This window comes from Dyella soli (genome assembly GCF_054482295.1).
In genome coordinates, this window is sequence record NZ_JBTFFU010000003.1 from 372,102 (window position 1) to 397,403 (window position 25,302).

The window sequence follows — 25,302 nt, forward strand, 5'->3', positions numbered from 1 at the left end:
GGCGCTACGGCCTGGGCGATGGCTCGGTGGCGCGCGGGTCGTAGCCGGTCATCAGCGGCTGCCCCGCCGGCGGCAGCTTGCGCAGCGGTGCCACCTGTTCGGCCGTCACTGCACCGCCGCGATTGCCCCAGCTCGAACGCACGAAGCTCAGCACATCGGCCACCTGCTGGTCGCTGAGCCGCTCGCGGAACGCAGGCATGCTGAACTGCGTGGGCGCACCGTTGCCCGCGGGCATGGTGCCGCCGTGCAACACCAGGCGAATCGCCGCGCCCGCATGCCTGCCATTGAGCACCGGGTTGCCGGCCAGCGCGGGGTAGACCTGCGGGTAACCGTGACCGTCGGTGCGGTGGCAGGTGGCGCAGTTGTCGATATAGAGCTGGGCGCCCGTCGCACCGACGTTGCCGCTGCCGAGCGCAGCGTGGGTGGCCTGGTCGTAGCTCAGCGCCGTCTCCTGCCGCGCCGGTGGCAGCGACTTCAGGAAGTGCGCGATGGCAGCGAGATCCTCGTCGGTGAGGTATTGCGTGCTGTGCTGGACCACATCGCTCATGCCGCCGAACACGGCGCTGCGCTCACTGCGTCCGGTCTTCAGCAGCATGGCGACATCCTGCTCGCTGACGCTGCCCAGGCCGCTCGCCGGCTCGCCGCGCAGGCTCGGCGCGACCCAGTGGTCGCTCTCGCCGCCGCTGAGGTAGCTGGTGCCGTCGCCAGCGGCCAGCGATCGCTCCTGCAGCGCGTGCCCGCGCGGCGTATGGCAGGCGCCGCAGTGGCCGAGGCCTTCGACCAGATACTGGCCGCGCGCAAGCGCCGCGTCCTGCCCGGGCGCCACCTCCACCGGCGCCACCTTCGGCGCGAACAACCAGCGCCAGTAGGTGAGCGGCCAGCGCATCGACAACGGCCAGGCGATGCCTTCGGGATGATTGGCCTGTTCGACCGGCGTCACCCCGCGCATGAAATACGCGTACAGCGCCTGCACATCCGAGTCGCTGACCTTCGCGTACGAGGGATAGGGCATGGCTGGATACAAGGTATGCCCCGCGGCGTTGATGCCGCGCCGCACGGCGCGTTCGAACTGGCCGTAGCTGTAACCGCCGATGCCGGTCCTGGGATCGGGGGTGATGTTGGTGCTGTAGATGTTGCCGATCGGCGAGGCGATGGCGAGGCCGCCGGCAAACGGCTTGCCGCCCGGCGCAGTGTGGCAGGCCGCGCAGTCGCCGGCGCGCGCCAGGTATTCGCCCTGCTTGATCTGCTCGTCGGTGGGTGCGGGTGCCGTCGCCGACGCATCGCCGCCACCACCGCGGAACAGGTGCGTGGCAAGCCATGCCGCCGCCACCAGCACGATCAGCACCACGATGGCGCGCAGCAGTCCGCCTCCAGCCTGATGTCGACGCGGGATCGAGGCGTTCATGCCTGCACCAGGGGACCGGGCTGCTTGAGGTAGGTCTCACGGATGGCCCGGGCCGAGTAATAGGTCAGGCCGCCGATCAGACCCGTCGGGTTGTAGCCGAGATTCTGCGGAAACGCCGAGGCGCCGGTGACGAACACGTTGTGCACGTCCCAGCTCTGCTGGTAGCGGTTGAGCGCGCTGGTCTCGGGCGAGGCGCCCTGGATCACGCCGCCGGTGGTGTGCGTGGTCTGGTACTGGCGCGTGTCGTAGTGGTCGCCCGGCTTGCGGATGGTCTGCGAGGTCTGGCGCGGCTTCATCTGGTCGGCGATCTCCTGCGCCCGGTCGGTCAGGAAGCGCGTCATCTTGTATTCGTTGTCGTGCCAGTCGAAGGTCATGCGCAACAGCGGCAGGCCGAAACTGTCCTTGTAGGTCGGGTCGAGGTCGAGGTAGCGATCGCGATAGGCCATCACCGAGCCATGCGTCTGCACGCCGGTGGTATGCAGGTAGCTGTCCCTGGCGGCGCGCTTCCACTTGGCGCCCCACGCCGGCGTGCCGGGCGGCAGCTGCAGCTGCTGGATCGGCCGCCCGCCGGTCTGGCCGCCGAGGATGTAGCCGCCGCCGACGAAGCCGTGCGGGCCGTGGTCGAAGTGATCGGAATTGAAGTCGTCGACGATCTGGTTGCCGCCGGAACCCGCGCCGATGAACGGGTTGATCGCGACGTCCTTGTCAAAGAACACCGTGACGCCGCTCATCATCTGGTAGGCGTAGTTCTTGCCGATCACGCCCTTGCCGGTGTTCGGGTCGTACGGCGCGCCGATGCCGGACATCAGCATCAGGCGCACGTTGTGCATCTGGAACGCGGCGACGATCACCAGGTCCGCCGGCTGCTCCACCTGCTGGCCCTGCGCGTCGATGTAGGTGACGCCGGTGGCGCGCTTGCCGGTGTTGTCGAGGTTCACGCGGGTGACGTGGCTTTGCGTGCGCAGCGCGAAGTTGGGCTTGCGCATCAGCACCGGAAGGATGGTGGTCTGCGGCGAGGCCTTGGAATACATGAAGCAGCCGAAGCGCTCGCAGTAGCCGCACAGGTTGCACGGCCCGAGCCGCACGCCGTGCGGATTGGTATAGGGCTGCGAGGCATTGGACGAGGGCTGCGGAAACGGCTTGTAACCACGCGCCCGCGCCGCATCGGCGAACAGCCTGGCGCCGTAGTTGTCGGTCACCGGCGGGTTCGGGTATTCGCGCTTGCGCGGTCCTTCGAACGGATTGCCGCCGTCGCGGATCTCGCCGTTGAGGTTGCCGGCGCGCCCCGAGGTGCCGCACAGGTATTCGAACTGGTCCAGGAACGGTTCCAGCTCGTCGTAGGTCACGCCGTAGTCCTGGATCTGCATGTCCTCCGGCATGAACTTCGCGCCGTAGCGCTGCCGGTTATGGCTGGCGAACTCCAGGTCTTCCGGTGAGGGGCGATAGTGTTGGCCGTTCCAGTGGATGCCCGCGCCGCCCACGTGCGTGCCGAACAGGAACGAACCGTATTGCCGGTACGGCACGGCCGTCTCGCCGAGGGCATGGCGGATGGTGATGGTTTCCTTCGCCAGCGGCTGGAACAGCTTGCCGCGGATGCCATAGGCCAGCTCGTCGGCATTGTGCGGATAGGTGAAGTCGGGCGAGGTGTCGCGATAGCTGCCGCGCTCCAGCGCCAGCACGCTCAGGCCTGCCTCGGTCAGTTCCATGCCCATGATCGCGCCGGTCCAGCCGAAGCCGACGATCACCACGTCGACCGGTTTCATGCGGATCATGACTTGTCTCCCTCGATCGACACGGGAGCCAGCGGATAAACCTTGCCCGGCTGCTCGATCCAGTCGGCGAAATCGGCGCGGGCGCCGGGAAAGCCGATCATCTTCCACGCGCCCATGTGCTTGTTGCCGCCGTACATGGGATCGGCGAAGTAGCCTTCCTTGGTGTTGGCCAGCAACTGGCTGAAGAACGCCGTGGCCGGGAGCTGCTCGAGCTTGATGTCGCCCTTCTCTAGCTGGTGCAGCACCTGGTCGCGATCGTCCGGCGACAGCGCGGCGAATTTCTTGCCGTGCTGCTTCTGGCACCAGTCGTCGATGGCGGCGATGGCGGTGCGATACAGGTCACGCGGGATGAAGCGCAGCTGGTAGCCAAGCGTCGGCGGTGTGTCGGGCACGAACGGGCCCTGCATGTACCAGAAGCCGCCGTGTCCATAGGCGCCTTCCATCTCGCGGTCGATGAACTCCGGCACGCCGGCCTCCAGTGCACCGGGGCCGTCTTCGTTGGCGGGGATCAGGCGATCCACCGCGGCCTGCAGGAATTCCCATTCCGGCGCGGTGAAATAGCGCGGTGCATACGCGGCAGCCGGTGTCGTGGCGGCGCCCTGCGATTGCGCGAGGGCCGAGCTGCCAAGCAGGCTTACCGCAGGAACAGCGACCAGCGACTGTCGCAGGAAGATGCGTCGCGACGGCGAACGGGGTTGGTTCGGCATGGTCATCCCCAGCGCTCACGCATGTGCGTCCGGAAATGCTGGCAAGCCTTGCGCGAGCAGGGCGTGAAGGCAGGGCTGTCACAAGGACGCCCTGCCCAGGCCCCGGATCGACGCGGGCTTCGCCATCCACGCGCGAAGCCCTGCGCGTGTCGCTTCCGCCCGCGTCGTCTGCCGCTCAGGCGGCCTTGGGGAAGTCCAGCACCGTGTCGTTGACGCGATTGACCATGTTGGTGAACAGGATCGCGCTGACCGCCATGATCGACTCGATGATCTGGCGATCGCTGTAACCGGCCTGCTTCACGCTGGCCACCGCGTCGGCGGGCAGCGTGCCACGCGTCGTCACCAGCCGCACGGCGAACTTCACCAGCGCGTCGATCCTGGCATCGCCGTCGTAGGCGCCGTTTCGAAGCTGGCGGACCTGTTCGGCGGAGTAACCCACCATCTTGCCCGTCATGCTGTGCGCGGCAAGACAGTAGTCACACGCGGTGGCTTCGCTCACGGCAAGATTGATCGCTTCGAGCTCGCGGGCGTTGAGCGCGCTGTCCTTGAGCAGGGCGCCGGTCTTCAGCACATGGCCGAGCACGGCCGGCGAGTTGCTGCCGATGGTGGCGTAGGCATTGGGCAGCATGCCGACGGCGGACTTGATGGCGGTGAACATCTCGGCGAGTTCGCCGGTGGCGTCCTGGGCGTTGAGGGTGTGCAGACGATTCATTGAGGTACTCCGTATCGAGGGGATGTCGGTTCGCTTGCCGAACCGTGGGGAAAGCTTAGGCGCTGGCTTTGACGCGATCCGCACATCCAGGTCTCGATAATTAGCTCCATCGTCTCGGCAGCCGTCATGGACAGCCTCAGTCACCTGGTACACATGCTTTCCCCCACGGGCACGGTCGACCTGCTGTGCCGCTACGTCGGTGCATGGGCGCTCGACAACGGCCCCGCGCCGCCCGGGCACGTGCCTTACCACGTGGTGCTGCGGGGGCGCGCCCGCCTGCGCAGCGGCCAGCAGACGCTGGAGCTGGCGGCCGGCGACGTGCTGATGTTCCCGCATGGCGCGCGCCACACGCTGGTCAGCGCGGTGGATGCGGACGACCTCGCGCCGCCGCCGACGCCATCCGAGACGCAGCACTTCAATGGGGTGGTCACCGAGGTCGAGCAGCAAGGCGAGGGCGAGCCGTACGACATGCTTTGCGGCAACTTCGTGCTCGGCGATGCCGGCAGCGCGCTGATGCGTTCCTTGCCCGAAGTGGTGCGCGTGGTGGCGGGACCACGCACGGGGCTGATCGCGCTGATCGAGATGATGCGCGCGGAAACCATGGAGCCGCGCCCCGGTGGCGCCGCGGTGGTCAGCGAACTGTCGACGGCCCTGTTCGCGCTGGTGCTGCGCAGCCTGGTGAGCGAGCAGGCGCTGGGCACGGGCGTGCTGGCGCTGATGGCCGACCCACGCCTGTCGCGTGCGGTCGAGGCCGTGCTGCGCGATCCGGCCCAACACTGGACGCTGGCCGGCATGGCGGCGCAGGCGCTGATGTCGCGCGCCACCTTTGCGCGCCAGTTTGCGCAAACGGGCGGCATCACGCCGATGGAATGGGTGGCGGACGTGCGCATGGAGCTGGCGGCGCGCCTGCTGACGCGCGAGAACCTCACCGCGGGCCAGGTGGCCGAACGCTGCGGTTATGCCTCCGAGGCCGCCTTCGGGCGCGCCTTCCGCGAGCACGTGGGCGAGACGCCGGGCGCGTTTCGACGCCAGCAGCGCCAACGGCGCGAGGCCGCGATGGCGGCGGGCAGCGCATGACCGCGCCGTGGCAGACCAGCGTCGCCGGTATGCTTGTCGATCCGCGGCAAGATGATCGGCATCGTGCGATCGGGCAAACTGCCGCCATCGCGACGGGCGAGTGACATGGATACTTCACGCGAACAACGCCAGCTGCGGCTCTCCATCGTCGGCACCTTCCTGGTCGGTGCGGCCTGCGTGGCCGTGGGCCTGGCCATGCGTTCGCAATCCATCGCGTTCGACGGCTTCTATTCGCTGGTCGACGTGGTGCTCACCGCCGGATCGCTGGCGGTTTCCCACCTGGTCTCCAGCGAAGGCAGCCGTCGGTTCCAGTTCGGCTACTGGCACCTGGAGCCGCTGATGGTCGTGTTCAACGCGGCCGTGCTCACCTCCATCTGCAGCTACGCCGGCTTCTCCGCCCTGCACGACCTGCTCAGCGGCGGCCACGAACTGGCGTTTGGCTTCGGCGCCGCGTGGGCCGCGTTCATGGGCGTGGTGAGCATGGGCATGGCCACTTACATGCGGCGCCAGTCAGTCGCGCTGAACTCCGTGCTGTTGCAGCTGGATGCGCGTGGCTGGCTGATCGGCGGCTGCATCAGCATCGCCGTGCTGGTGGGCTTCGCGGTCGCCGCGGCCATCTCGGGCGGCCCGCTGGATCACTGGACGCGCTACATCGACTCGTCGATCCTGCTGGGGCTGATCATCCTGTTGCTGCCGCTGCCGCTGGGCAGCCTGTGGCAGGCGCTGCGCGAAGTGCTGCAACTGGCGCCGGACGAACTGGACAATCGCGTGCGCGCCGTGATGGACGCCATGCAGCGCGAGCACGGCTATCTCGAGTTCGCCAGCTACGTGGCCAAGATCGGCCGCATGCGCTTCATCGACATCCACATCCTGATCGAGCCGTCGACGAAGCTCGGCACGATGGGCGAGGTGGATGCCGTGCGCAACGAGATCGCCACGCGCATCGGCAGCGATATCCGCGTGGAATGGCTGACCATCACCTTTACCGGCAAGCGCGAGTGGCTGTGACCGGCGGGGCGCTCAGGCGCGCTTCTGCAGCCAGTCGCCCAACTGCTTCAACACCTGGCTGCGCGCCGGCTCCGCCTCGTTGAACAGCTCGTGGTAGAGCGAGTCGAAATAACGCGTGGTGAGCTTCTGGCCCGCCCAGGCACCGGCGGCGAAGTCGCGGCTGCCGGTGGGATCGACCAGCTTGTCCGCGCCGGCCACCAGCAGCAGGGTGGGCACATCCAGCCGCGCCGCGTCGCGAATGGTGGCCTCGCCGGAGCGGAAGATGAAATCCGCCAGCCGCGGCGTCACCCAGCCATGGCGCAAGGGGTCGCCGCGATAGGACGGTTCCACCTGCGGGTCGTGCGACAGTTTCTCAAACGGCAGCCCGTTGGGTAGCGGCAGGCTCGGCGCGACATGTGTCAGCAGCGCGGCCAGCCGGCGCAGCCATGCCGGTTCCCAGCTGCGGAAGGCCGGCGAGGAAAGCGCCAGCGCGGGTGGACGAACGCGCTTGTCCAGCACCGCGCGTGCCGCCACCAGGCCGCCCATGCTGTGGCCCAGAAGCAGCGGCGGGCGGGGCAGGGTCGAGGCGTAGTCGTTGTAGACGGTGGCGAGGTCTTCGAGCAGGTCGTCCGCGTGCCGCAGTCCACCTCGCACGCCCGCGGTCTGGCCGTGGCCGCGCTGGTCGTAACTGCGCACGGCGTAGCCGCGCGCATGGAACCACATGGCCAGCCGCTGGTAGCGCCCGCTGTGCTCGCCCAGGCCATGCACCACCAGCACGGCGTCCTGCGCACGGGCGTGCGGCCAGTCGCGCACGAACAGGCGCTGGCCATCGGCCATGGTCAGCTGATGGAGACTGTCTCGGCCAAGGTCGCCCGGGTGGTTCACTGCAAGTCCTCGAGGGGAAGGATCGAATTCTGCATCATGCGGCGGCCTTGTGGTCGCCGCACTGCGCCAAAAAAGAAGGGAGTGGCCAGGCCACTCCCTTCCATGGAACGGCTGGCCCGCCGGAATCGATGATCCCGGCGGGCCTGGACCTTACAGGTCGGTGCGGAATTCCACGCCGATGATGCGCGGGTCATTGACGAACGCGGTGCGGTTGTTGAAGTCGATGGCACCGGTGATGTACTGCTTGTTGGTCAGGTTGCGCGCATACAGCGCCACTTCGTGCTTGCCGTAGGCCCAGTTGTAGCCCAGGCGCAGGCCGCCCTCGAGCACCGGCTTGCTGCGGAACTCTTCCGACTGGTACAGGAAGAAGTTCACCTGGCTGCGGTAGTTCCAGTCCGTGTAGACGAAGAACTCGCCGCTCTCGCCGTACGGAATGCCGTAACGCGCGGTGAGCGTGCCGATCCACTTCGGCGCGTTCGGCAGCGGGTTGCCGTCGATCAGGGCGTTGCCCTGGGCATTGAGCGGGTCGAGCACCGTGCAGCCCGAGCCGCACACGGCCACGGCCAGGTTCGGATCCTTCAGCTCGGTGTGGTTGTAGCTGCCGCCGGCGGTGAGCACGAAGTTCGGCGTGATGTACGCCTCCATGTCGAACTCGGCGCCGTAGCCTTCGGTCTTCTTGGCGTTGATCAGGCGCGTGACGTTGATGTCGCCGCCCACCGCGGTGAGCTGCTCGTTGTGCATGATGTAGTTGTAGACATCCGCGTTGAAGCGCAGGCGGTTGTCCATGCCGGTGGTCTTGATGCCCAGCTCGTACGAGGTGATCGTCTCGGGCTTGGCCACCGAGATGAAGTCGGCGAACAGCACGCGGCCCTGCACGCTGGGTGCGCGGAAGCCGTTGGCGATGCGGCCGTACACGTTGACGTTCGGGTTGAGCGTCCAGGTGCCGGTGAGGTCGCCGCTCCAGCGCGCGTCATGCGGGTTGGCGCTCAGTGACAGCGGGCCGCCGCCGATCGGCGACAGCAGGCGGTTGACGTGGAAGTCGCGCGAATCGTGCGAGTAGCGCGTGCCTGCGCGCACGTCGAACTCGTCGGTGATGCGGTAGTCGACCGAGCCGAAGCCTGCCCACGCACGCGTGGTCTGGCTCTGCTCCGCATAGCCGTCCAGGGCGTGGTTGTTGAGCGTGGCGTAGTCGAAGTTGGAGATCGCGATGTCTTCGTAGAAGTAGTACGCGCCCACCTGCCAGTTCAGTCGATCCTGCGGATTGCTGGCCAGGCGCACTTCCTGCGTGATCTGCTGGTCGTGCGGCAGTGCATCGGCCGTCTCCACCGGGAACGCGGTGACGTACTTGTTCTGGCTCGGGTTGAGCGGAATGGCGATGCCGCCGTCCACGTCGCCGAGGCTGTACGTGTCGGCCTTTTCAAAGCCGGTGATCGAGGTGAGCGTGTAGTCACCCAGGTTCCAGGTCAGGTGCAGGTTGCTGCCCCAGGTGAACAGGTGCTGCTTGTTGCGGCCGTCCTGGTACACCACGTCGCGCTGGAAGCCCGGCACGAAGCTGTCGCTGCCCAGCGGAATGGCATTGCCGCGGTTCACTTCGGCCGTGCCGTCGAGCCAGCGCGCGTGCACGTTGATGAGCGCGTTGAAATCCTTCACGTCGTACATGGCCTGCAGGCGCACGGCGCGGTCGTTGTAGCCGCCCAGCGAGTCCTTCTTGCCGGTGTAGTCATTGTCGATCCAGCCGTCGCGGTGCTGCGCCAGCGCCGACACGCGGCCCGACCAGTTGCCGCCGAGCGAACCGCCCAGCGCGGCCTCGGCGTTCGCCGTGCCCTTGCTGCCGTACGAGACGCGGGCGTAGCCGCTGGTGTCCTGGCTCGGCTTGACCGAGTCGAACTTGATCACGCCGGCCGGCGAGTTACGGCCGAACATGGTGCCCTGCGGGCCACGCAGCACTTCCACCTGGGCGAGGTCGAACAGCGGGAAGCCCTTGAGGATCGGGTTCTCCTGCACGATGTCGTCGTACACCATCGACACCGGCTGCGACGCATTGAGATCGAAGTCGCTGTTGCCGAGGCCGCGGATGTAGAAGCGCGGGAATTCGCGGCCGTACGAGGTTTCGGCGTACACGCTGGGCGCGCGCGAGGCGAGCTGCAGCACGGTGTCGCCGGACTGGCCGAAGGCCTCGAGCTTGTCCGGCGTCAGCACGGTCATCGAGATCGGCACCTTCTGCAGGTTCTCGACACGCTTTTCTGCGGTCACGTTGACGGTCGCAAGTTCCGTCGGCTTGCCGGTCTGCGGCTTGGTGGGCGTGGCGGCGGTGGCGTCCTGTGCGTGGACGGTGGCGCTGGTGCCCAGGGCAAGGGCACTGGCAATGGAAAGGGCAAGCACGGCAAAGCGCGTCGGGCTGGCGGCGGTCATTGGAAATTCCCCGAGAATGGAAGGCAACGGCGTAACGAAAGAACGTACTTAGAAGTACGGCGACGTCACGCTATTGTCATCGAAAGAGCGTGCCGGCAGAAGCGAATTTTCCTTCGGGCGGTTGCCAAAGCGCTGCCAAGGCCCCATCTTCGGAGCGATGCAAGGTCCCCCGGCCCGGTCCTAAGTCCATGCCACTGCACGATTTTCATCCCGCCGTCGCCGCATGGTTTCAGGGTGCTTTCAACGCGCCCACGGCGCCGCAAAAAGCCGCATGGCCATCGATCCGGGCGGGCCGCCACACCCTGGTCGCCGCCCCCACCGGCTCGGGCAAGACCCTCACGGCCTTCCTCTCGGCCATTGACACATTGGTGCGCGAGGGCGTGGCGAACCACGGCGAGCTGCCGGACGCGACCACCGTCGTCTATGTGTCGCCGCTCAAGGCGCTGTCCAACGACATCCGCATCAACCTGGAAGCGCCGCTGGAAGGCATCCGCGCCGAACTGGTGCGCCAGGGTCTGCCGGACGTGGACATTCGCACCGCCGTGCGCACCGGCGACACCCCGCAGGCCGAGCGCACCTGGATGCGCAAGCGCCCGCCGCACATCCTGGTCACCACGCCCGAATCGCTCTACATCCTGCTGGGCTCCGAGTCCGGCCGCGCCATGCTGGCCAGTACGCGCACGGTGATCGTCGACGAAATCCACGCCATCGCCTCCAGCAAGCGCGGCGCGCACCTGGCCTTGTCGCTGGAGCGACTGGAATCGCTATGCCAACGCCGCCTGCTGCGCATCGGTTTGTCGGCAACGCAAAAGCCGATTGAAGAAATTGCACAGTTCCTGGTGGGCTCGCACGCTCTGCTCCCTCTCCCCTCCGGGCGACCCGAAGGTAGTCCCGTGGGAGAGAGGGCTGGGGTGAGGGGCCAACCTCGCGACACCGCCCATTCGAAGCAGAAAGCTGCTCTGCCGGCCGCAACCGCAAGCCCCGTACCCTCATCCGGCCCTTCGGGCCACCTTCTCCCCAACGGGGAGAAGGATCACGTCAACATCATCGACGTCGGCCACACGCGCGAACGCGATCTGGCCATCGCTGTTCCGCCGGTGCCGCTCGAATCGGTGATGTCCAACGACTGCTGGGAGCTGGTCTACAACCAGCTCGCGCAACTGGTCGAAACCCATCGCACCACGCTGGTGTTCGTCAACACACGGCGCATGGCCGAGCGCGTGGCGCGACATCTTTCCGAGCGGCTCGGCAAGCCGGCGGTGGCGGCGCACCACGGCAGCCTCGCCAAGGAACAGCGCCTCGATGCCGAGCAACGCCTCAAGCGCGGCGAGCTCTCCGTGCTGGTGGCCACGGCGTCGCTGGAGCTGGGCATCGACATCGGCGACGTCGACCTGGTGTGCCAGATGGGATCGCCGCGCTCGATCGCCGCCTTCCTGCAGCGCGCGGGACGCTCCGGCCATGCGGTGGTAGGCACGCCCAAGGCGCGCCTGTTTCCCGCCACGCGCGACGACCTGGTCGAATGCACGGCGCTGCTCGACTGCGTGCGCCGCGGCGAACTCGATGCCTTGATCCAGCCGCGCCAGCCGCTGGACGTGCTCGCCCAGCAGATCGTGGCCGAAGTGGCCTGCCGCGAGTGGAGCGAGGACGCCCTGTTCGACCTCGTGCGCAGCGCACGGCCGTATCGCGATCTCACGCGAGGGGAATTCGATGCGACCGTGCGCATGTTGGCCGAAGGCTTCTCCACGCGTCGCGGCCCACGCGCGGCCTACATCCACCGCGATGCCGTGCACGGCCAGTTGCGCGCACGCCGCGGCGCGCGGCTGACCGCGGTGACGTCCGGTGGCGCCATCCCCGACACGGCCGACTACCTGGTCGTGCTCGAGCCGCAGGCCACCATCATCGGCACGGTGAACGAAGACTTCGCGGTCGAAAGCCTCGCCGGCGACGTGTTCCAGCTGGGCAACGCCAGCTACCGCATCCAGCGCGTGGAGCGCGATCGCCTGCGCGTGGAAGACGCGCAGGGCGTGCCGCCGAATATTCCGTTCTGGCTGGGCGAAGCGCCCGGCCGCACCGCCGAGTTGTCGCATGGCGTGTCGCGCCTGCGCGAAGAAGTCGCCACCCGCCTCGACGAAGGCGGCGTGCCGGCCGTGATGCACTGGCTGATGCATACGCTGGGGCTGGGCGAGTCGGCGGCACAACAGCTGGCCGACTACCTCGCCGCGGCCCGGCTGGCGCTCGGCGTGCTGCCCACGCAGGGAACGCTGGTGTTCGAACGCTTCTTCGACGAATCGGGCGGCACCCAGCTGGTCATCCACACGCCATGGGGCAGCCGCATCAACCGCGCGTGGGGCCTGGCGCTGCGCAAGCGCTTCTGCCGCCAGTTCAATTTCGAACTGCAGGCCGCGGCGACCGAAGACGCCATCGTGCTGTCGCTTTCCACCAGCCACAGCTTTCCGCTGGAAGAGGTGTCTCGCTACCTGCATTCCGCCACGGCGGAACACGTGCTGGTGCAGGCACTGCTGGATGCGCCGCTGTTCCCCGCGCGCTGGCGCTGGAACGCCACCACCGCGCTGGCCTTGCCGCGCTTCCAGGGTGGCCGCAAGGTGCCGCCGCCCCTGCAGCGCATGAAAAGCGAGGATCTGCTCGCCACCGTGTTCCCCGACCAGGTGGCCTGCCTCGAAAACATCGTGGGCGAACGCGAGATTCCCGATCACCCGCTGGTCAACCAGACCCTGCACGACTGCCTGCGCGAGGCGATGGACATCGACGGCCTGCTGCACGTGCTGCACGGTCTGGAGGATGGCTCGATCACCGTGGTGGCACGCGATCTCGCCGCGCCCAGCCCGCTGGCCGGCGAAGTGCTCAACGCGGCGCCCTACGCCTTCCTCGATGACGCGCCACTCGAAGAGCGCCGCACCCAGGCCGTGCAGTCACGCCGCTGGAGCGACCCCGAAAGCGCCGACGACCTCGGCCGCCTCGACGAAGACGCCATCGCCGCCGTCCGCGAAGAAGCCTGGCCGCAAGTCCGCAGCGCCGACGAAATGCACGAGGCCCTCAACATCCTCGGCGGCATCACCCAGCACGAAGCCGACGCCAACGAAGGCTGGAACGACTGGCTAAAAGACCTCGCAAAAAATCATCGTGCGACGCTCTTAGCTCCCTCTCCCCGCCGGGGCACGCGGGGAGAGGCCATGGATGGCCTCGGCTCTGAGGAGCGAGGAGAGGGCCGGGGTGAGGGGCCACTCTTGCCCCAGTCCCAAATCTGGACCACAGCCGAAAAACTCCCCCCTTGGCAATCCATCCACCCTGACGCGCCCCTGCACCCCACCATCACCGCCCCGGCCGAGTACGCAGCCCAAAACTGGCCCCGCGAAAACGCCCTGCTCGAACTAGTCCGCGCACGCCTCACCGGCCTGGGCCCCGTCACCGTCCCCCAGCTCGCCGCGTCCCTGCAGGTCCCAGCATCGGACATCGACCTCACCCTGCTGCGCCTGCAATCCGAAGGCTATGTGATGCAGGGCCACTTCACCCCCGGCACCATCGAGATCGAGTGGTGCGAACGCCACCTGCTGGCGCGCATCCACCGCTACACCATCGGCCGCCTGCGCCGCGAGATCGAGCCCGTCAGTCGCCGCGACCTGATGCGCTTCCTGTTCGAATGGCAGCACGTGGCGCCGGGCTCACGCCTGAGCGGGCCGGATGCGCTGCCGGCCGTGCTCGCCCAGCTCGAAGGCTTCGAGGCGGCAGCCGGTGCATGGGAGGGCGAGCTGCTGCCCGCGCGCATCGACGACTACGCCATCAGCTGGCTGGACGAGCAGTGTCGCGCCGGGCGCATCAGCTGGAGCCGGCTGCGCGGCGGCAGCGGCGGTGGCGGCGGCCCGGTGCGCGCCACGCCCATCGTGCTGCTGCCCCGGCGCACTTTGCCGGTATGGACAGGCGTGGCCGCCAACCATGGCGACGTGCAGGACACCCTGGTTTCCTCACGCGCCCAGGCCGTACTCGACACCCTGCGCGACCAGGGCGCACTGTTCTTCGACGAACTGCTTGCCGCCACCCACCTGCTGCGCACCGAACTGGAGGATGCCCTCGGCGAGCTGGTGGCCGCCGGCCGCGTCACCGCCGACAGCTTCGCCGGCCTGCGCGCCCTGCTGGTCCCCGCCGCCCGCCGCGACGCCCACCGTCACCGCCGCCTCCGCCGCCACATGCTCACCGGCATCGAAGACGCCGGCCGCTGGTCATTAGTGCGCACACCCACTTCCTTCTCCCCCGGGAGAAGGTGGCCCGAAGGGCCGGATGAGGGTTCGGCCCTTGCGAAACCCCCATCCAGTGCAAGCAAAACCGACCCCGACCCCCTCGACCACATCGCCCGCACCCTCCTGCGCCGCTACGGCGTGGTCTTCTGGAAGCTGCTCGAACGCGAAGCCCCCTGGCTCCCCAGCTGGCGCGAACTGCTGCGCGTCTACCACCGCCTGGAAGCCCGCGGCGAAATCCGCGGCGGCCGCTTCGTGGAAGGCCTCGTCGGCGAGCAATTCGCGCTGCCGGAGGCGATCGCACGCCTGCGCGCCATTCGCCAGCAGGAGCCGCAAGGCGAGTTGGTCTGCCTCAGCGGCTCCGATCCGCTCAACCTGGTGGGCACCGTGCTGAGCGGCGGCAGGCTGCCCGCCGTGGTCGGCACGCGGGTGCTGTACGAGGATGGCGTGGCCGTTGCCGCGATGGTCGCCAGCAAGCCGCAATGGCTGCTGGAGGCAGCGCCGGCACAGCAACAACGCTGGCGCAACGCGCTGCTGCGTCGTGCCGGGCACGGCGAGCCTGGCGCGGACGCGCTGGCCGCCGGTTACTCGCTGTAATCGGCGATATAGACGAGCAGGCCGTCGCGCTGGCGGAATTCGCTGCGCCCGCTCAGGGTGATCGACTGCCCCGCGCGCACGCCGTTGGGCAGGTCCATGGCGAACGTGCCATCAAACAGGATATGCGCCGTGGCGGTGCCGTCGCGCTCTTCATAGGCCAGCAGCAGCTGGCGACGCGCCGAGAACAGGTAGCGGGAGCTTTGCGCCAGGTGGCGCAGTTCGTCGACACCCAGCGTACGCACGCTCAGCACGCCCGCCGTGTAATTCTCGAACACCACCTCGCGATGCATTGTGGCCAGCATGCCGTCCACATCCATGCGGTTGTACGCGTCAAGGTAACGTTCGATCAATTCGCGCATGCGCCTTCCCGTCGGTTCGCCCGTCAGCGGGCGTGCTGGGCGCGAGTCTACGTCACCCGGGCAAGGAAGCCGACCCGTGGCCGCCTTGTCGACGCCCCCCACCCAACGCGGCTAACATGACCGGCCTCCCGTCTCGGCGCTCCACGCCGACACCGCCAGGGCCTATAGCTCAACGGTTAGAGCAGGGGACTCATAATCCCTTGGTTCCAGGTTCGAATCCTGGTGGGCCCACCACTTGCTCCGAGGCCTTCGCGCGGAGTGCGCACGGACCTCGCGAGTTCTTCTGTTTCGATCCTTGTCTCAGCTATCCACTACCGATCTCCACGGTTTGGCCGAAAGCCGGCGCCCGCCCTAAAGTGACGCCTTTCGCCGGCCGCGCCCTCATGTAGGTATATGCTTACGCGCTATACCAGCTCTTGGCGCGAGAGGGTGGCAATGCGGTACTGGTGGGTGAACCACAAGCAGACGGCGCGGCAGGAGATTGAGGGCGGGTATCTGTGGTCGCCATATCGGGCGGCGCATGGGGCGCGGAATCTGTTCTACGACAATATGCGAGGCGCGGCGCCTGGCGATGTCGTGTTGTCTTTCGCGGGCGGCCTGATTCGGTATGTCGGGTATGTCGAGGACTACGCGAGTCCGGCCCCGAAGCCCGATAGCTTTGGTTCTACGGGGCATTACTGGGACGATGAGGGGTGGCTGCTGCCTGTGTTGTGGGAGCCGTTAGCTACGCCCGTTCGACCGAAGGACCATATCAAAGAGCTTGGTCCTCTTTTGCCAGATAAGTATTCGCCCATCCAACCCAGCACGGGCAACGGCAATCAAGGGGCTTACCTCGCCGAGGTGGGTCGCGAGGTCTATGAGTTCCTCATCGGGCCCTTGGGTATTCGCGACGTCGGTGATGAGGTGGAGTCGTCCCAGGTCGATGCGCCACTCACGCGCATCGACGATGCTATGCAGGCCATCATTCGCGATGACCCGAGCTTGGATGCAACGACTAAAGAGCAAGTGGTCCTCTCTCGGTACGGGCAAGGGCTCTTTCGTCGGCGCATCTTCAACTTCGAGACATCGTGCAGGCTCACTAAGGTGAGCAATCCACGGTTGCTGATTGCGAGCCATATCAAGCCGTGGCGACTCTGCGAGGATTCGATTGAGCGATTAGATGGGGCCAACGGCCTCTTGCTCACGCCGCATGTCGACAGGCTGTTCGATCGAGGATTTATTAGCTTTGAAGACGATGGTGATGTTCTGCTGTCGCGCAAGCTCGATCATCTCGACTTGGATCGACTTGGATTGAGCGAAGCTTGTGCGAACGGATGTGGGGTCTTCCATCCGAAGCAGGCGACCTATCTCGCTTATCACCGGAGCAATGTCTTCCTGCGGTGATTCGTTGGGCGATGCATTGGAAGGAATCGCCCCGGCGAATACGCCAAATCCAGATCGGATGCATCAACGCCAAGCTGGCGTTGCTTCTGTGGGCCATGGAAGGAGACGGGTCGGTTCAGCAGGGGTGTGACTACCGGAGTCGCCCCTGCTGGCGCAATGCGTTTCCAATCTCCTGGATGCGGGTCTCGCCATGAAGCAGGGTTTGCGCACTGGTGTGGACGGAGTAGTAGCCGAGCACCAGGTCGTGGGGATGTTTTGCCGCCGAACCCATGACGAATTCCGAGTCCTGTACAGCCAGGAATTCGATGGACTTTCCGCCTTCCTCGAAAGCCACCAGCTCCCCGGCTTCAATGCGTTCCGGCGTCAGCAGCAAGCCGATACTCACTGCCGCCCACGCGACCTCATGTCCCGTCGGTGGCTGATATCGCCAGGTTTCGCCGGCCCTGAGCTTGACGGAGAAATAGTTGATAGGTGCAGGAGCCTCGATCGAGGCTTTCGCCTGTCCATATTGACCCAGCAGTACCGTCACCGGGCCTTCCATGGCGCCAGGGCCAGCCTGGAGGTATTGACTACGGGGCGGGTCGAGCTCGGACGCTGCAGGCAGCGCCAGCCAGAGCTGGAAGCCCCGGAGTCGATCGGACTTTCCGAAGCCGCCACCATGCCAGGCGCCGCTGCCTGCATGCATCCACTCCATCCATCCCTGTTCGATCTCGCCTTTCCGGCCCAGGTCATCCTCATAGCTCACGGAACCTTCGAGCAGCCACGTCAAGGTTGCAATGCCTGAGTGGGGATGCAGCCCCAGGCGCTGCTCACGCATGTGGCCCAGGTCTTTGGCGTCAATAAGGTCCAGGAACACAAACGGCTTGAGCTTCTCGCCCAGATCGGAGGGACTCATCAGGCGGGTGATCGGCCCATGCGTGTGTCCTCTTGTCCTGTGGGCGATGGCGCGACTGCTGCCGACGGTGGCTTCACCGGGGGGCAAGGAATTGAGCATGTTGGCAATCTCCGAAATAGGTAGCCCGCCCAGGGTGTGCGCCCATGCGTTCCGCATGGACATGTCGCCAGTGCAAGGCCTGCCTTGCACCCGGCATAGCTGTCGGGTCTATGCAATGTGTGGCCTGTGTTCCGCCCGCACTAGCCGGCGCGGATGGATGGCACTCATCCATGGATGGGTGGAATGGAGGGCGGGGTTGCCGCCTTAGCGGTCTTTGTCCGGCGTGGACGCGGCGGTCGCTTGCACCAATCCGGCGGTGACCATCCGGGTCATGATGAACTCGATGAATGCGGTCAGGGCGCGGGGCGTCTGGCGGCGGCTTGGGTAGACGAGAAACAGGTCAAGCCCATCAATGCCGTAACCAGGCAGTACGCGGACAAGCTGGCCATCGTTGACGTAGCGAGCGGTCATCACGTCTGGCAGCAGGGCGATGCCCATGTCGGCGATGCATGCCTTCAGCAGCGCGAGTGCCGAATTGGCATGGAAGCGCCCCTGGACATCAATCGCGGTCGTTCCGTCAGGGCCATCGAGGTGCCAGGTTGCCTTGCCGAAAGCGGGCGGCGTCGCGATGCAATCGTGGGTCGACAGATCCTCCAGCGATTGCGGAACGCCACGTGCAGCCAGGTATGCCGGGCTGGCGACAAGATACGCCTTGTTGCTTCCAACGCGGCGTGCAACCAGCGATCGTTCGGCGACTTCACCCGCGCGGATGGCAACGTCAATGCCCGCGGCAACCAGGTCGGCGCGGGCGTCACTGAGTGCAAACTCCAGCCGTACCTTGGGATAGGTGGCGAGAAATTCCCTTATCCACCCAAGTTCGAACCAGTTGAAGAAGTCAGCGGGTGCGGCGACGCGTACCTTTCCGCTGGGAACCTGGCTTCCCTGGGCAAGGTCCAGGGCGGCCTCGGCGAGGGCATCGACCTGATCAGCGCTGCGCTTGTACAGCGCGTCTCCGGCGTCGGTCAGCGTCAGGCGACGGGTGGACCGGTGAAGCAGGCGGATCCCCAGGCTCTCTTCCAGCTGCCTCAGACGTCGACTGGCTGTATTCGACGGAATGCCTGCGCGCCGTGCTGCCTCGGCAAAGCTTCCTGCCTTGACCACCTGAACGAACAGGGCGATATCGTTGAGGTCCACCATGGAGCTCCTCCTGCCGGGATCCCCCTCGGGTTCGGAGGACGGATCATTGTCGCCGAGGCTGCGATGTTCCGCGCGAATCATCCGCCCGGCTCGGCCAGTCTCAACGCGACCGGACGCTCGCAATGCCAGTGCTCGGCAGTACTGCATGCCTGGGCTAATGCAGCACAGCGCACATCCCCGGGCTTGCAAGTCGCCAGATCGCGCTCGTTTCATACACACGTCACAACCGCTGCTTAGGCTCCCCTTCCGTCAGAGAGCCGTCGCCTCCTTCGGCAAATACGGTTGAAGGAGGAAGAGTGCGCGAAAAGCATGCGGCGTGGTCGGCGTTGTTCGCAGAAAAAGGGGCGACGCTGAGCAAATACTTCATGAGGCGCGTGGCGCACCGCTGGGATGCGCAAGACCTCGTACAAGAGGTCTATCTGCGCATGCTGCGTATCGAGGCGGCCGACGCGGCCGGCATCCGCAGTCCAGAGGCGTATCTGTTTACGGTGGCCGCGAACCTGGTGCGGGATCATGCCGCGCTGCGACACCAGCAGCCGCTGGGGAGCGACGAGCTCGAGCAGGTCGTGGACCAGCTGGTTGCACCCGTGAATCTCGAAGCGGACATGGACCGTGACGCGCGGCAGGAGCGCCTGGGCGCATTGATTGATCGCCTGTCCCCGAAATGCCGGGCCGTGCTTCTCATGCACTACCGCGATGAGATGTCCTACCGCGAGATCGCCGAGCGCATGTCCATCTCGACGAACATGGTGAAGAAATACATCGTCAAAGGCTTGGCAGCATGCCGGCAAAGGATGGCCGACTATGAATAACTCAACGCCGTTCGATGCCACGCGCCAGGCGCGGCGCATCACCGAAGAGGCGGTGTCCTGGTATATCGAGCAACAGGAACCGCTGACGGCGGCTCGGCGAGTGGCCTTCTTTGAATGGCTGCGTGCCTCGCCGCGCCACGTCGCCGAATACTTTGCGGTCGCGCAGATGCATGGCGACTTCAAATCCGTCGCCAGTCGCAAGACAGACACCGTCGAGGAACTGCTGGAGCGCGCTCGTGGCGAGGATGCCATCGTGGCGTTTCCGGGGCGCCGTGCCACGAATCGCCGGACACCGGAACCACGGCGCGGCCGGACGTGGCGGAAAGCCGCAGGCGTCGCCGCCGTCGCGGCGTCGGTCGCGATGGCCTGGTTGGGTGTTGACTACTGGCGTGGCATGCATGGCTATGTCGCGCAGAGCATTGCCGCCGACGCGTCTGCGGTTCGCTCGGTCTCATTGGCCGATGGCACGCTGGTTCAGCTCGACCGCAACAGCCGCATCGACGTGCACTTCGATGGACGCTACCGCCGCATCGAGGTGGTACGCGGCAATGCGCTGTTCGACGTTGGCAAGGACCGGGCGCGCCCCATGCTGGTGAGCGTGGGCGGCCATGTGCTGCAAGACATCGGCACCGTGTTTGGCGTCAAGCGTGACGCGGGAGGCGACACGCTCACCGTCATCAGCGGGCGGGTACGCGTGCTGGAAGCAAAGGACGCATCACGCAGGGATGCGGACCTGGCTGAGCTGACCGGCGATGCCGTGGCCGACCTGACGGCAGGGCAGCAGATTTCCTTCAATGACGCTGGTCACGGTGTGGCGCAGCCCGTGCAGGTCGCCAGGGCGACAGCGTGGCTTCCTTCGGAAATCCGGGTTCGGCACGAAACCATTGGCAACGTGGCCCGTCGTTTCAATGCTTACACGAGCAAGCCGCTGATCATTGACGACGCACGTATCGCCGACAGGCGGATCAGCGGCATCTTTCTCGCGAACAATCCCGAGGCATTTGCTGCTTATCTCGCGACGTTGCCGGATGTACGCGTGGTGGAAGAGCGCGATCGCGTCCGTGTCGTCGCAAATCATGTGATTGAAACGAAAGCCGCGCATCTGTAAGAAAAGATTCATGCAATGAGCGGTACCCGATTTCCCGCGGGACGCGTCCTGAGAGATATAGGCCAGTGAAAAGTGCGATGCGCACGGATGCCGGCCACTCGACTCTCTCACCCAAGGTCCCTCCCCACATGCGTAATCGTTTGGCATTGCATATCGCCCTTGTGCTTGGCGTGAGCCTACCGTTCGGTGTCCTGGCGGAGACGCCCGCCACGCCGCACACCACGGCCATTGCGCCGATGGCCCTGTCGAAGGCGCTGGAAAACTTCTCGCACGAAGCGGGCATGCAGGTCGTGTATGGCTCGGAGATTCCTGACGGTGTCCAAAGCCCGGGTGCCGATGCCGGCCTCGCGCCGGAACAGCAACTGCGGCAGCTGCTGGCGGGTACGGGCCTGACGTACCGCTTCGTGACGCCGAACATGGTGACGGTGGTCTCGGGAAACGTGGTGGCCAATGCGGGGAAGCCGGCCTCCGCTGCGGCGACGGTGGCCGGTAGCAGCGGCTCCGACTCGAGCCGTGGCCAGGCACCGGCGTCCACCGACGGCAAGACCACCAAGGACCTGGACCAGGTCGTGGTGACGGCGCGTTCCGGCGTGGACGAGCGCACCAAGGCGCAGACGAGTTACTCGATCACCACCATCGATGAGGATCGCTTGCGCATGCAGGCGCCCACCAGCGTGACCGAGGCGATGAAGTCGGTGCCCGGCTTCTGGGTCGAGGCATCCGGCGGCGAGGCGAGCGGCAATATTCGTGCGCGCGGCATTCCGGTGGACGGCTATGGATCGGTGAACCTGCTGGAAGACGGCATTCCCGTCCAGCACGATCCGGCACTCGGTTACCTCAACGCCGACCAGTCCTTCCGCCTGGACGAAACCATCGATCATATCGAGGTGGTGCGCGGTGGTCCGTCGTCCATCTTCTATTCGAACGCCCCGGCCGGTGCCATCAACTTCATTCCCCGTCAGGTCGGTGACACCGCCGAGGGCCTGGTGAAGTACACCGTGGGCAACTACAGCCTCAATCGTCTGGACTTCTGGTACGGCACGCCCATTGGCGACGGCTGGAAGCTGAGCACGGGCGGTTTCTATCGGCAGGACAACGGCATTCGCCCGCCGGGTTTCAAGAACGACCAGGGCGGCCAGTTGCGCGCCACGCTGTCCAAGCAGTTCGAGAACGGCAACATCAGCTTCGACATCAAGCGCCTGGACGACAAGGTGGCGCTGGATCTGGGCATACCGATGTACCGCAACGGCAGCGGCGATCTGGTCGCCGTGCCGGGCTTCAACGGCAACTACGGCACGCTGGCCGGCCCCGAGACCGAGCACGTGCAGATGATCCAGGGCAACGGCAGCCTGTACAACTTCGACAATAGCCTCGGTACGCAGGTCAAGCGCACGCAGTTCACGGTGAAGTTCGACTACAACCTTGGCTACGACTGGAAGATCGCCGAAGACCTGCGCTACAGCGACACCGACACGCAGCGAAACGGCGTGTATCCGAATGCGGTTGAAACGACCAGCGACCTGTTCGCGTCGGCCAAGAAGCGCCTCGCGCAGTACTACCCGAACGCCGCCGGCATGCAACTGCAGTACGGCGACAATGGCCAGGCGTATATCCCCAACCAGGGCAACAATGGCCTCGTGATCCTTGGCGGCCTGCGCGGCATCACCATGCCGGTGAACGAGTGGACCAGCAATACGCGCCTGCTGCGCAAGTTCGAATTCGGCGACCAGACCCACGACGTGACGCTGGGTTACTACTACGCCCATTTCAACCAGGATTTCGACCGCTATTCGTCGACCGCCCTGCTTACCGCCACCAACAACGCGCGCCTGTTGAACCTGGTCGCCGTGGACGCCGCCGGCAATCCCATCGGCAAGCTCACCGACGGCGGCATCTACAACTATGGCTACGAGTGGGCCCACGCCAGCGGTACGTCCAACACCAACGCGTTCTACCTTTCCGATGAGTGGCAGATCAACGACAAGCTGCGCATCGACGGTGGTGCTCGCTGGGAGCGTGTGAACACCAGCGGCTGGACGGAACTGTCGCAGACGGTAAACCTCGGGACGCCGCCGACTTCCAGCATCCTCACTGGCAAGGGCCAGGTCGTCAGCTATGACCACAGCTTCGACAAGCTGGGCTGGACCATCGGTGCGAACTACCAGTTCAGCGATCACCAGGGCGTATTCGCGCGCTACACCTCGACCTTTCGCCTGCCCAACCTGAGCTCGTACATCACCACGCCGACGGCGACGCCGATCACGCAGACGATGATCCTGCCGGAGATGGGCTACAAGTACAGCAACCGCTACATGGACGCTTACGCCACGTTGTTCTACACCAAGTACAACAACGTCAGCTTCAGCAACTACGTGTTTGATCCCAACACGGGCGTATCCACGCCCCAGACCGGCTATGCCGACACCAAGACCTACGGCCTCGAGCTGGAGGGCACGTTCTATCCGTCGCGCTACTTCGACGTGCAGTACACGGCGACGCTTCAGGATCCGCAATACAAGGGCCTGCGCTACACCACCATCACGGCGGGTGCGCCGTCGCTGGTCGACTACGACGACAACCAGCTCATCCGTGTGCCCAAGACCAGCTTCCGCGTGGTGCCTGGCGTGAATCTTCTCGACGACAAGCTGCGCCTGCAGATGACGTACGAATATGAAGGCCGCCGCTACGTGGATACCGCCAACTCGGTGGTGCTGCCGCAGTACCACACGATCGGCTTCAGCGCGCGCTACCAGCTGACGCCGGAGCTGTCGTTCTTCCTGTACGCCGACAACCTCAACAATTCGCTGGGCCTCACCGAGGGCAACCCGCGCGCGGGTGAGTTGGCAAGCAGTGATGCGAGCAAGAGCGTGTTCATAGCGCGTCCGCTGCTTGGCCGCTCGTTCCGCGCATCGGTCATGTACCGGTTCTGACTGTCTCCGGCGTCCTGCGCGCCGCGCCGCCTGGCGGCGCGTGGGATGCCCCTTCCGCTTTCGGATGCACGTCATGAGTGAGTACTCCCCTCGTACCTTCCGCCTCCTCGGGCTGCTTGGGCTATGGCTGGCCGTGCTTGCCGTTGCATGCGCATCCGACGTTGCACCGGACGTGGTATTGCACGGTCAGCTGCAAGGTAGCGACAACCACACGTATCGCGAAGTACCGTTCCAGGTCCCCCGGGGCGTCAATCGCATCACGGTGGACTTCGAATACAGCGGCCGCCCCGAACACACTACGATCGATTTAGGCCTGGAAGATCCGACCGGTTTCCACGGTCAGCAGGGTCTGCGTGGCTGGACAGGCGGAAGCAAGCAGCTGTTCACCGTAGGCGCCATCGATGCCACGCCGTCGTTCACGCCGGGCCCCATTCAACCGGGTCGTTGGGCACTGCTGCTCGGTGTGCCGAATATCCGGGCATCATCGACATCGGATTTCACCGCGAGGATCTGGTTCGGGCATAGCGGGGATCCGGCATGGCTGCCGGCCGTGCTCAATCCACCGCTGAAGAAGGGGCCGGGCTGGTATCGCGGTGACCTGCACATGCACGGGGCACATAGCGACGGCAGTTGCGTGCCGCAGAGCGGCGAGGGTCGCGCGCCGTGTCCGCTCGTGTTCACCGTGGAAGACGCCGCCAGGCGCGGACTCGATTTCATTGCATTGAGCGACCACAACACCGTTTCCCAGGCCAACGACATCCGTGAGCTGCAGCCAGGCTTCGACCGCTTGCTGCTGATTCCGGCGCGCGAGGTCACCACGTTCCAGGGGCACGCCAACCTGTTCGGTACGCTTGAGCCGCTCGATTTCCGTCTCGGCAGCAAGTTCGTGCCGACCATGGACGCCTTGCTGAAACAGGCTGCCGGCCTGCATGGTGTGCTGTCGATCAACCACCCCAATCGCCCCAACGATGAAACCTGCATGGGCTGTGGTTGGACGCCGACCGAGCCGGTCGACATGCATCGCGTGCAGGCCATCGAGGCGGTCAACGGCATGGACGCGTTGAGCCCCCACTTCACCGGCATCCCGTTCTGGGAGCAACAGTTGAACAGGGGGTTTCGCTTGACGGCGATCGGCGGCAGCGACAACCACAACGCGAAGGCTTCCGTATCGGTGCCCGGGGGCAACACCGCCATCGGCCTGCCGACCACGGTCGTCCACGCCAAGGCGTTGTCGATGCAGGCCGTCCTTGAGGCCATTCGGGCGGGGCATGTTTTTGTCGATGTGCAGGGCAGCCGCGATCGATTCATGGACTTTGTGGCCGACTCGGCGGGCCAGACTGCAGACATGGGCGATGCACTGACCGCGCCGTCCGGTAGCATCGTTCACGTGCTCATGCATACGGCGGCACTCGATGGTGCGCATGCGGAGATCATCGTGGACGGCAACACGTTTGAGCCGAAGGCGGACCTCGCCATTCGCAGCGACCATCGCGTGCTTTCCTTCGAATGGCCAGGCGACGGCAAGCCGCATTGGATTCGTGCCAACGTGCGCGGGGCCGATGGATCATTGTTGATTGTTGGCAACCCCGTCTATGTCAATCGCTAGACCGACGTGCGCGAAGCCGCATGTCGCAACCGGTACGCCCCACCTTCAGTAGCAAACATCCGGCGGCACCCAGGCCATAGCGCGCCGCGAGGGGGCGGGCTGGTTGCGGATGAAGGCTTATGATCCAGTCGTCAACGCCGCCCATGTGTCCGCTTCGGGCCGGAAGCAG

17 protein-coding genes and 1 tRNA gene are annotated in these 25,302 nt (G+C 65.8%); 9 read left to right on the forward strand and 9 right to left on the reverse strand.

Annotation, left to right across the window (positions count from 1 at the left end; all coding sequences use genetic code 11):
- Positions 1-4: 4 nt before the first annotated feature.
- From ACXU4B_RS16005 to ACXU4B_RS16020, 4 genes are all read right to left on the reverse strand, one after another.
- Positions 5-1,405 carry a cytochrome c gene (locus ACXU4B_RS16005; RefSeq protein WP_131410694.1) on the reverse strand — a complete coding sequence of 467 codons (1,401 nt, stop codon included), beginning with the start codon at positions 1,403-1,405 and terminating at the stop codon, positions 5-7.
- Positions 1,402-3,177 (reverse strand): GMC family oxidoreductase, encoded by a 1,776-nt coding sequence (locus ACXU4B_RS16010; RefSeq protein WP_131410692.1) that lies wholly within the window; start codon positions 3,175-3,177, stop codon positions 1,402-1,404. The genes ACXU4B_RS16005 and ACXU4B_RS16010 overlap by 4 nt, the downstream gene beginning before the upstream one ends.
- Positions 3,174-3,884, reverse strand: coding sequence for a gluconate 2-dehydrogenase subunit 3 family protein (locus ACXU4B_RS16015; protein ID WP_131410690.1), 711 nt, complete (start codon positions 3,882-3,884; stop codon positions 3,174-3,176). Before ACXU4B_RS16015 ends, ACXU4B_RS16010 begins: the two co-directional genes overlap by 4 nt.
- Positions 3,885-4,059: 175 nt before the next feature.
- Positions 4,060-4,596: a carboxymuconolactone decarboxylase family protein gene (locus tag ACXU4B_RS16020; protein ID WP_131410688.1), complete on the reverse strand. Its 537-nt coding sequence runs from the start codon at positions 4,594-4,596 to the stop codon at positions 4,060-4,062.
- 126 nt (positions 4,597-4,722) lie between these two features.
- Here ACXU4B_RS16020 and ACXU4B_RS16025 point away from each other — a divergent pair, with 126 nt between their 5' ends.
- Both ACXU4B_RS16025 and ACXU4B_RS16030 read left to right on the forward strand, forming a co-directional pair.
- Positions 4,723-5,673: an AraC family transcriptional regulator gene (locus ACXU4B_RS16025; RefSeq protein ID WP_131410686.1), complete on the forward strand. Its 951-nt coding sequence runs from the start codon at positions 4,723-4,725 to the stop codon at positions 5,671-5,673.
- Positions 5,674-5,778: 105 nt separating this feature from the next.
- On the forward strand, positions 5,779-6,681 hold the full coding sequence (locus tag ACXU4B_RS16030; protein ID WP_131410684.1) for a cation diffusion facilitator family transporter: 903 nt from the start codon (positions 5,779-5,781) through the stop codon (positions 6,679-6,681).
- Between the two features lie 12 nt (positions 6,682-6,693).
- Here the strand turns inward: ACXU4B_RS16030 and ACXU4B_RS16035 are convergent, their stop codons facing one another.
- Together ACXU4B_RS16035 and ACXU4B_RS16040 are read right to left on the reverse strand one after the other, a co-directional pair.
- The gene (locus ACXU4B_RS16035; protein WP_338069390.1) at positions 6,694-7,545 is read right to left on the reverse strand and encodes an alpha/beta hydrolase; all 852 of its coding nucleotides are present in this window, start codon (positions 7,543-7,545) and stop codon (positions 6,694-6,696) included.
- A gap of 150 nt (positions 7,546-7,695) precedes the next feature.
- Positions 7,696-9,957 (reverse strand): TonB-dependent receptor, encoded by a 2,262-nt coding sequence (locus ACXU4B_RS16040; RefSeq protein WP_131410682.1) that lies wholly within the window; start codon positions 9,955-9,957, stop codon positions 7,696-7,698.
- Positions 9,958-10,145: 188 nt separating this feature from the next.
- Between ACXU4B_RS16040 and ACXU4B_RS16045 the strand changes: the two genes are divergently transcribed.
- Positions 10,146-14,804, forward strand: a complete 4,659-nt coding sequence (locus ACXU4B_RS16045) for a DEAD/DEAH box helicase (protein WP_131410680.1) — start codon at positions 10,146-10,148, stop codon at positions 14,802-14,804.
- Here the strand turns inward: ACXU4B_RS16045 and ACXU4B_RS16050 are convergent.
- Positions 14,792-15,163 (reverse strand): nuclear transport factor 2 family protein, encoded by a 372-nt coding sequence (locus ACXU4B_RS16050; protein ID WP_131410678.1) that lies wholly within the window; start codon positions 15,161-15,163, stop codon positions 14,792-14,794. The genes ACXU4B_RS16045 and ACXU4B_RS16050 overlap by 13 nt on opposite strands.
- 158 nt (positions 15,164-15,321) lie before the next feature.
- Here ACXU4B_RS16050 and ACXU4B_RS16055 point away from each other — a divergent pair.
- Positions 15,322-15,397: transfer RNA gene (locus tag ACXU4B_RS16055), tRNA-Ile, on the forward strand.
- A 216-nt stretch (positions 15,398-15,613) separates the two neighbouring features.
- Complete coding sequence (locus ACXU4B_RS16060) at positions 15,614-16,546, forward strand: HNH endonuclease (protein ID WP_205746577.1); 933 nt, start codon at positions 15,614-15,616, stop codon at positions 16,544-16,546.
- Positions 16,547-16,676: 130 nt separating this feature from the next.
- On the opposite strand, the gene ACXU4B_RS16065 is transcribed toward ACXU4B_RS16060, so the two are convergent.
- Positions 16,677-17,540 carry a pirin family protein gene (locus ACXU4B_RS16065; RefSeq protein WP_131410674.1) on the reverse strand — a complete coding sequence of 288 codons (864 nt, stop codon included), beginning with the start codon at positions 17,538-17,540 and terminating at the stop codon, positions 16,677-16,679.
- A 204-nt stretch (positions 17,541-17,744) separates the two neighbouring features.
- Entirely contained in the window at positions 17,745-18,677 is a 933-nt protein-coding gene (locus tag ACXU4B_RS16070) for a LysR family transcriptional regulator (protein ID WP_131410672.1), read from the reverse strand.
- 296 nt (positions 18,678-18,973) lie between these two features.
- Between ACXU4B_RS16070 and ACXU4B_RS16075 the strand changes: the two genes are divergently transcribed.
- The 4 genes from ACXU4B_RS16075 to ACXU4B_RS16090 all read left to right on the forward strand — a co-directional run bounded on the left by ACXU4B_RS16075 (position 18,974) and on the right by ACXU4B_RS16090 (position 25,133).
- On the forward strand, positions 18,974-19,489 hold the full coding sequence (locus ACXU4B_RS16075; protein WP_131410670.1) for an RNA polymerase sigma factor: 516 nt from the start codon (positions 18,974-18,976) through the stop codon (positions 19,487-19,489).
- Positions 19,482-20,597, forward strand: a complete 1,116-nt coding sequence (locus ACXU4B_RS16080) for a FecR family protein (protein ID WP_131410668.1) — start codon at positions 19,482-19,484, stop codon at positions 20,595-20,597. The genes ACXU4B_RS16075 and ACXU4B_RS16080 overlap by 8 nt, the downstream gene beginning before the upstream one ends.
- A gap of 128 nt (positions 20,598-20,725) precedes the next feature.
- Entirely contained in the window at positions 20,726-23,527 is a 2,802-nt protein-coding gene (locus tag ACXU4B_RS16085; RefSeq protein WP_240734103.1) for a TonB-dependent receptor, read from the forward strand.
- Between the two features lie 73 nt (positions 23,528-23,600).
- Positions 23,601-25,133, forward strand: coding sequence for a CehA/McbA family metallohydrolase (locus ACXU4B_RS16090; protein ID WP_131410666.1), 1,533 nt, complete (start codon positions 23,601-23,603; stop codon positions 25,131-25,133).
- The last annotated feature ends 169 nt before the right edge of the window (positions 25,134-25,302 follow it).

Excerpts from the sequence above, each read along its gene's own strand:
- ACXU4B_RS16025 (WP_131410686.1), top strand. The coding sequence starts at position 4,723 with ATGGACAGCCTCAGTCACCTGGTACACATGCTTTCCCCCACGGGCACG.
- ACXU4B_RS16045 (WP_131410680.1), top strand. The coding sequence starts at position 10,146 with ATGCCACTGCACGATTTTCATCCCGCCGTCGCCGCATGGTTTCAGGGT.
- ACXU4B_RS16085 (WP_240734103.1), top strand. The coding sequence starts at position 20,726 with ATGCGTAATCGTTTGGCATTGCATATCGCCCTTGTGCTTGGCGTGAGC.
- ACXU4B_RS16080 (WP_131410668.1), top strand. The coding sequence starts at position 19,482 with ATGAATAACTCAACGCCGTTCGATGCCACGCGCCAGGCGCGGCGCATC.
- ACXU4B_RS16090 (WP_131410666.1), top strand. The coding sequence starts at position 23,601 with ATGAGTGAGTACTCCCCTCGTACCTTCCGCCTCCTCGGGCTGCTTGGG.
- ACXU4B_RS16005 (WP_131410694.1), bottom strand. The coding sequence starts at position 1,405 with ATGAACGCCTCGATCCCGCGTCGACATCAGGCTGGAGGCGGACTGCTG.
- ACXU4B_RS16040 (WP_131410682.1), bottom strand. The coding sequence starts at position 9,957 with ATGACCGCCGCCAGCCCGACGCGCTTTGCCGTGCTTGCCCTTTCCATT.
- ACXU4B_RS16030 (WP_131410684.1), top strand. The coding sequence starts at position 5,779 with ATGGATACTTCACGCGAACAACGCCAGCTGCGGCTCTCCATCGTCGGC.
- ACXU4B_RS16050 (WP_131410678.1), bottom strand. The coding sequence starts at position 15,163 with ATGCGCGAATTGATCGAACGTTACCTTGACGCGTACAACCGCATGGAT.
- ACXU4B_RS16070 (WP_131410672.1), bottom strand. The coding sequence starts at position 18,677 with ATGGTGGACCTCAACGATATCGCCCTGTTCGTTCAGGTGGTCAAGGCA.
- ACXU4B_RS16065 (WP_131410674.1), bottom strand. The coding sequence starts at position 17,540 with ATGCTCAATTCCTTGCCCCCCGGTGAAGCCACCGTCGGCAGCAGTCGC.
- ACXU4B_RS16020 (WP_131410688.1), bottom strand. The coding sequence starts at position 4,596 with ATGAATCGTCTGCACACCCTCAACGCCCAGGACGCCACCGGCGAACTC.
- ACXU4B_RS16010 (WP_131410692.1), bottom strand. The coding sequence starts at position 3,177 with ATGATCCGCATGAAACCGGTCGACGTGGTGATCGTCGGCTTCGGCTGG.
- ACXU4B_RS16015 (WP_131410690.1), bottom strand. The coding sequence starts at position 3,884 with ATGCCGAACCAACCCCGTTCGCCGTCGCGACGCATCTTCCTGCGACAG.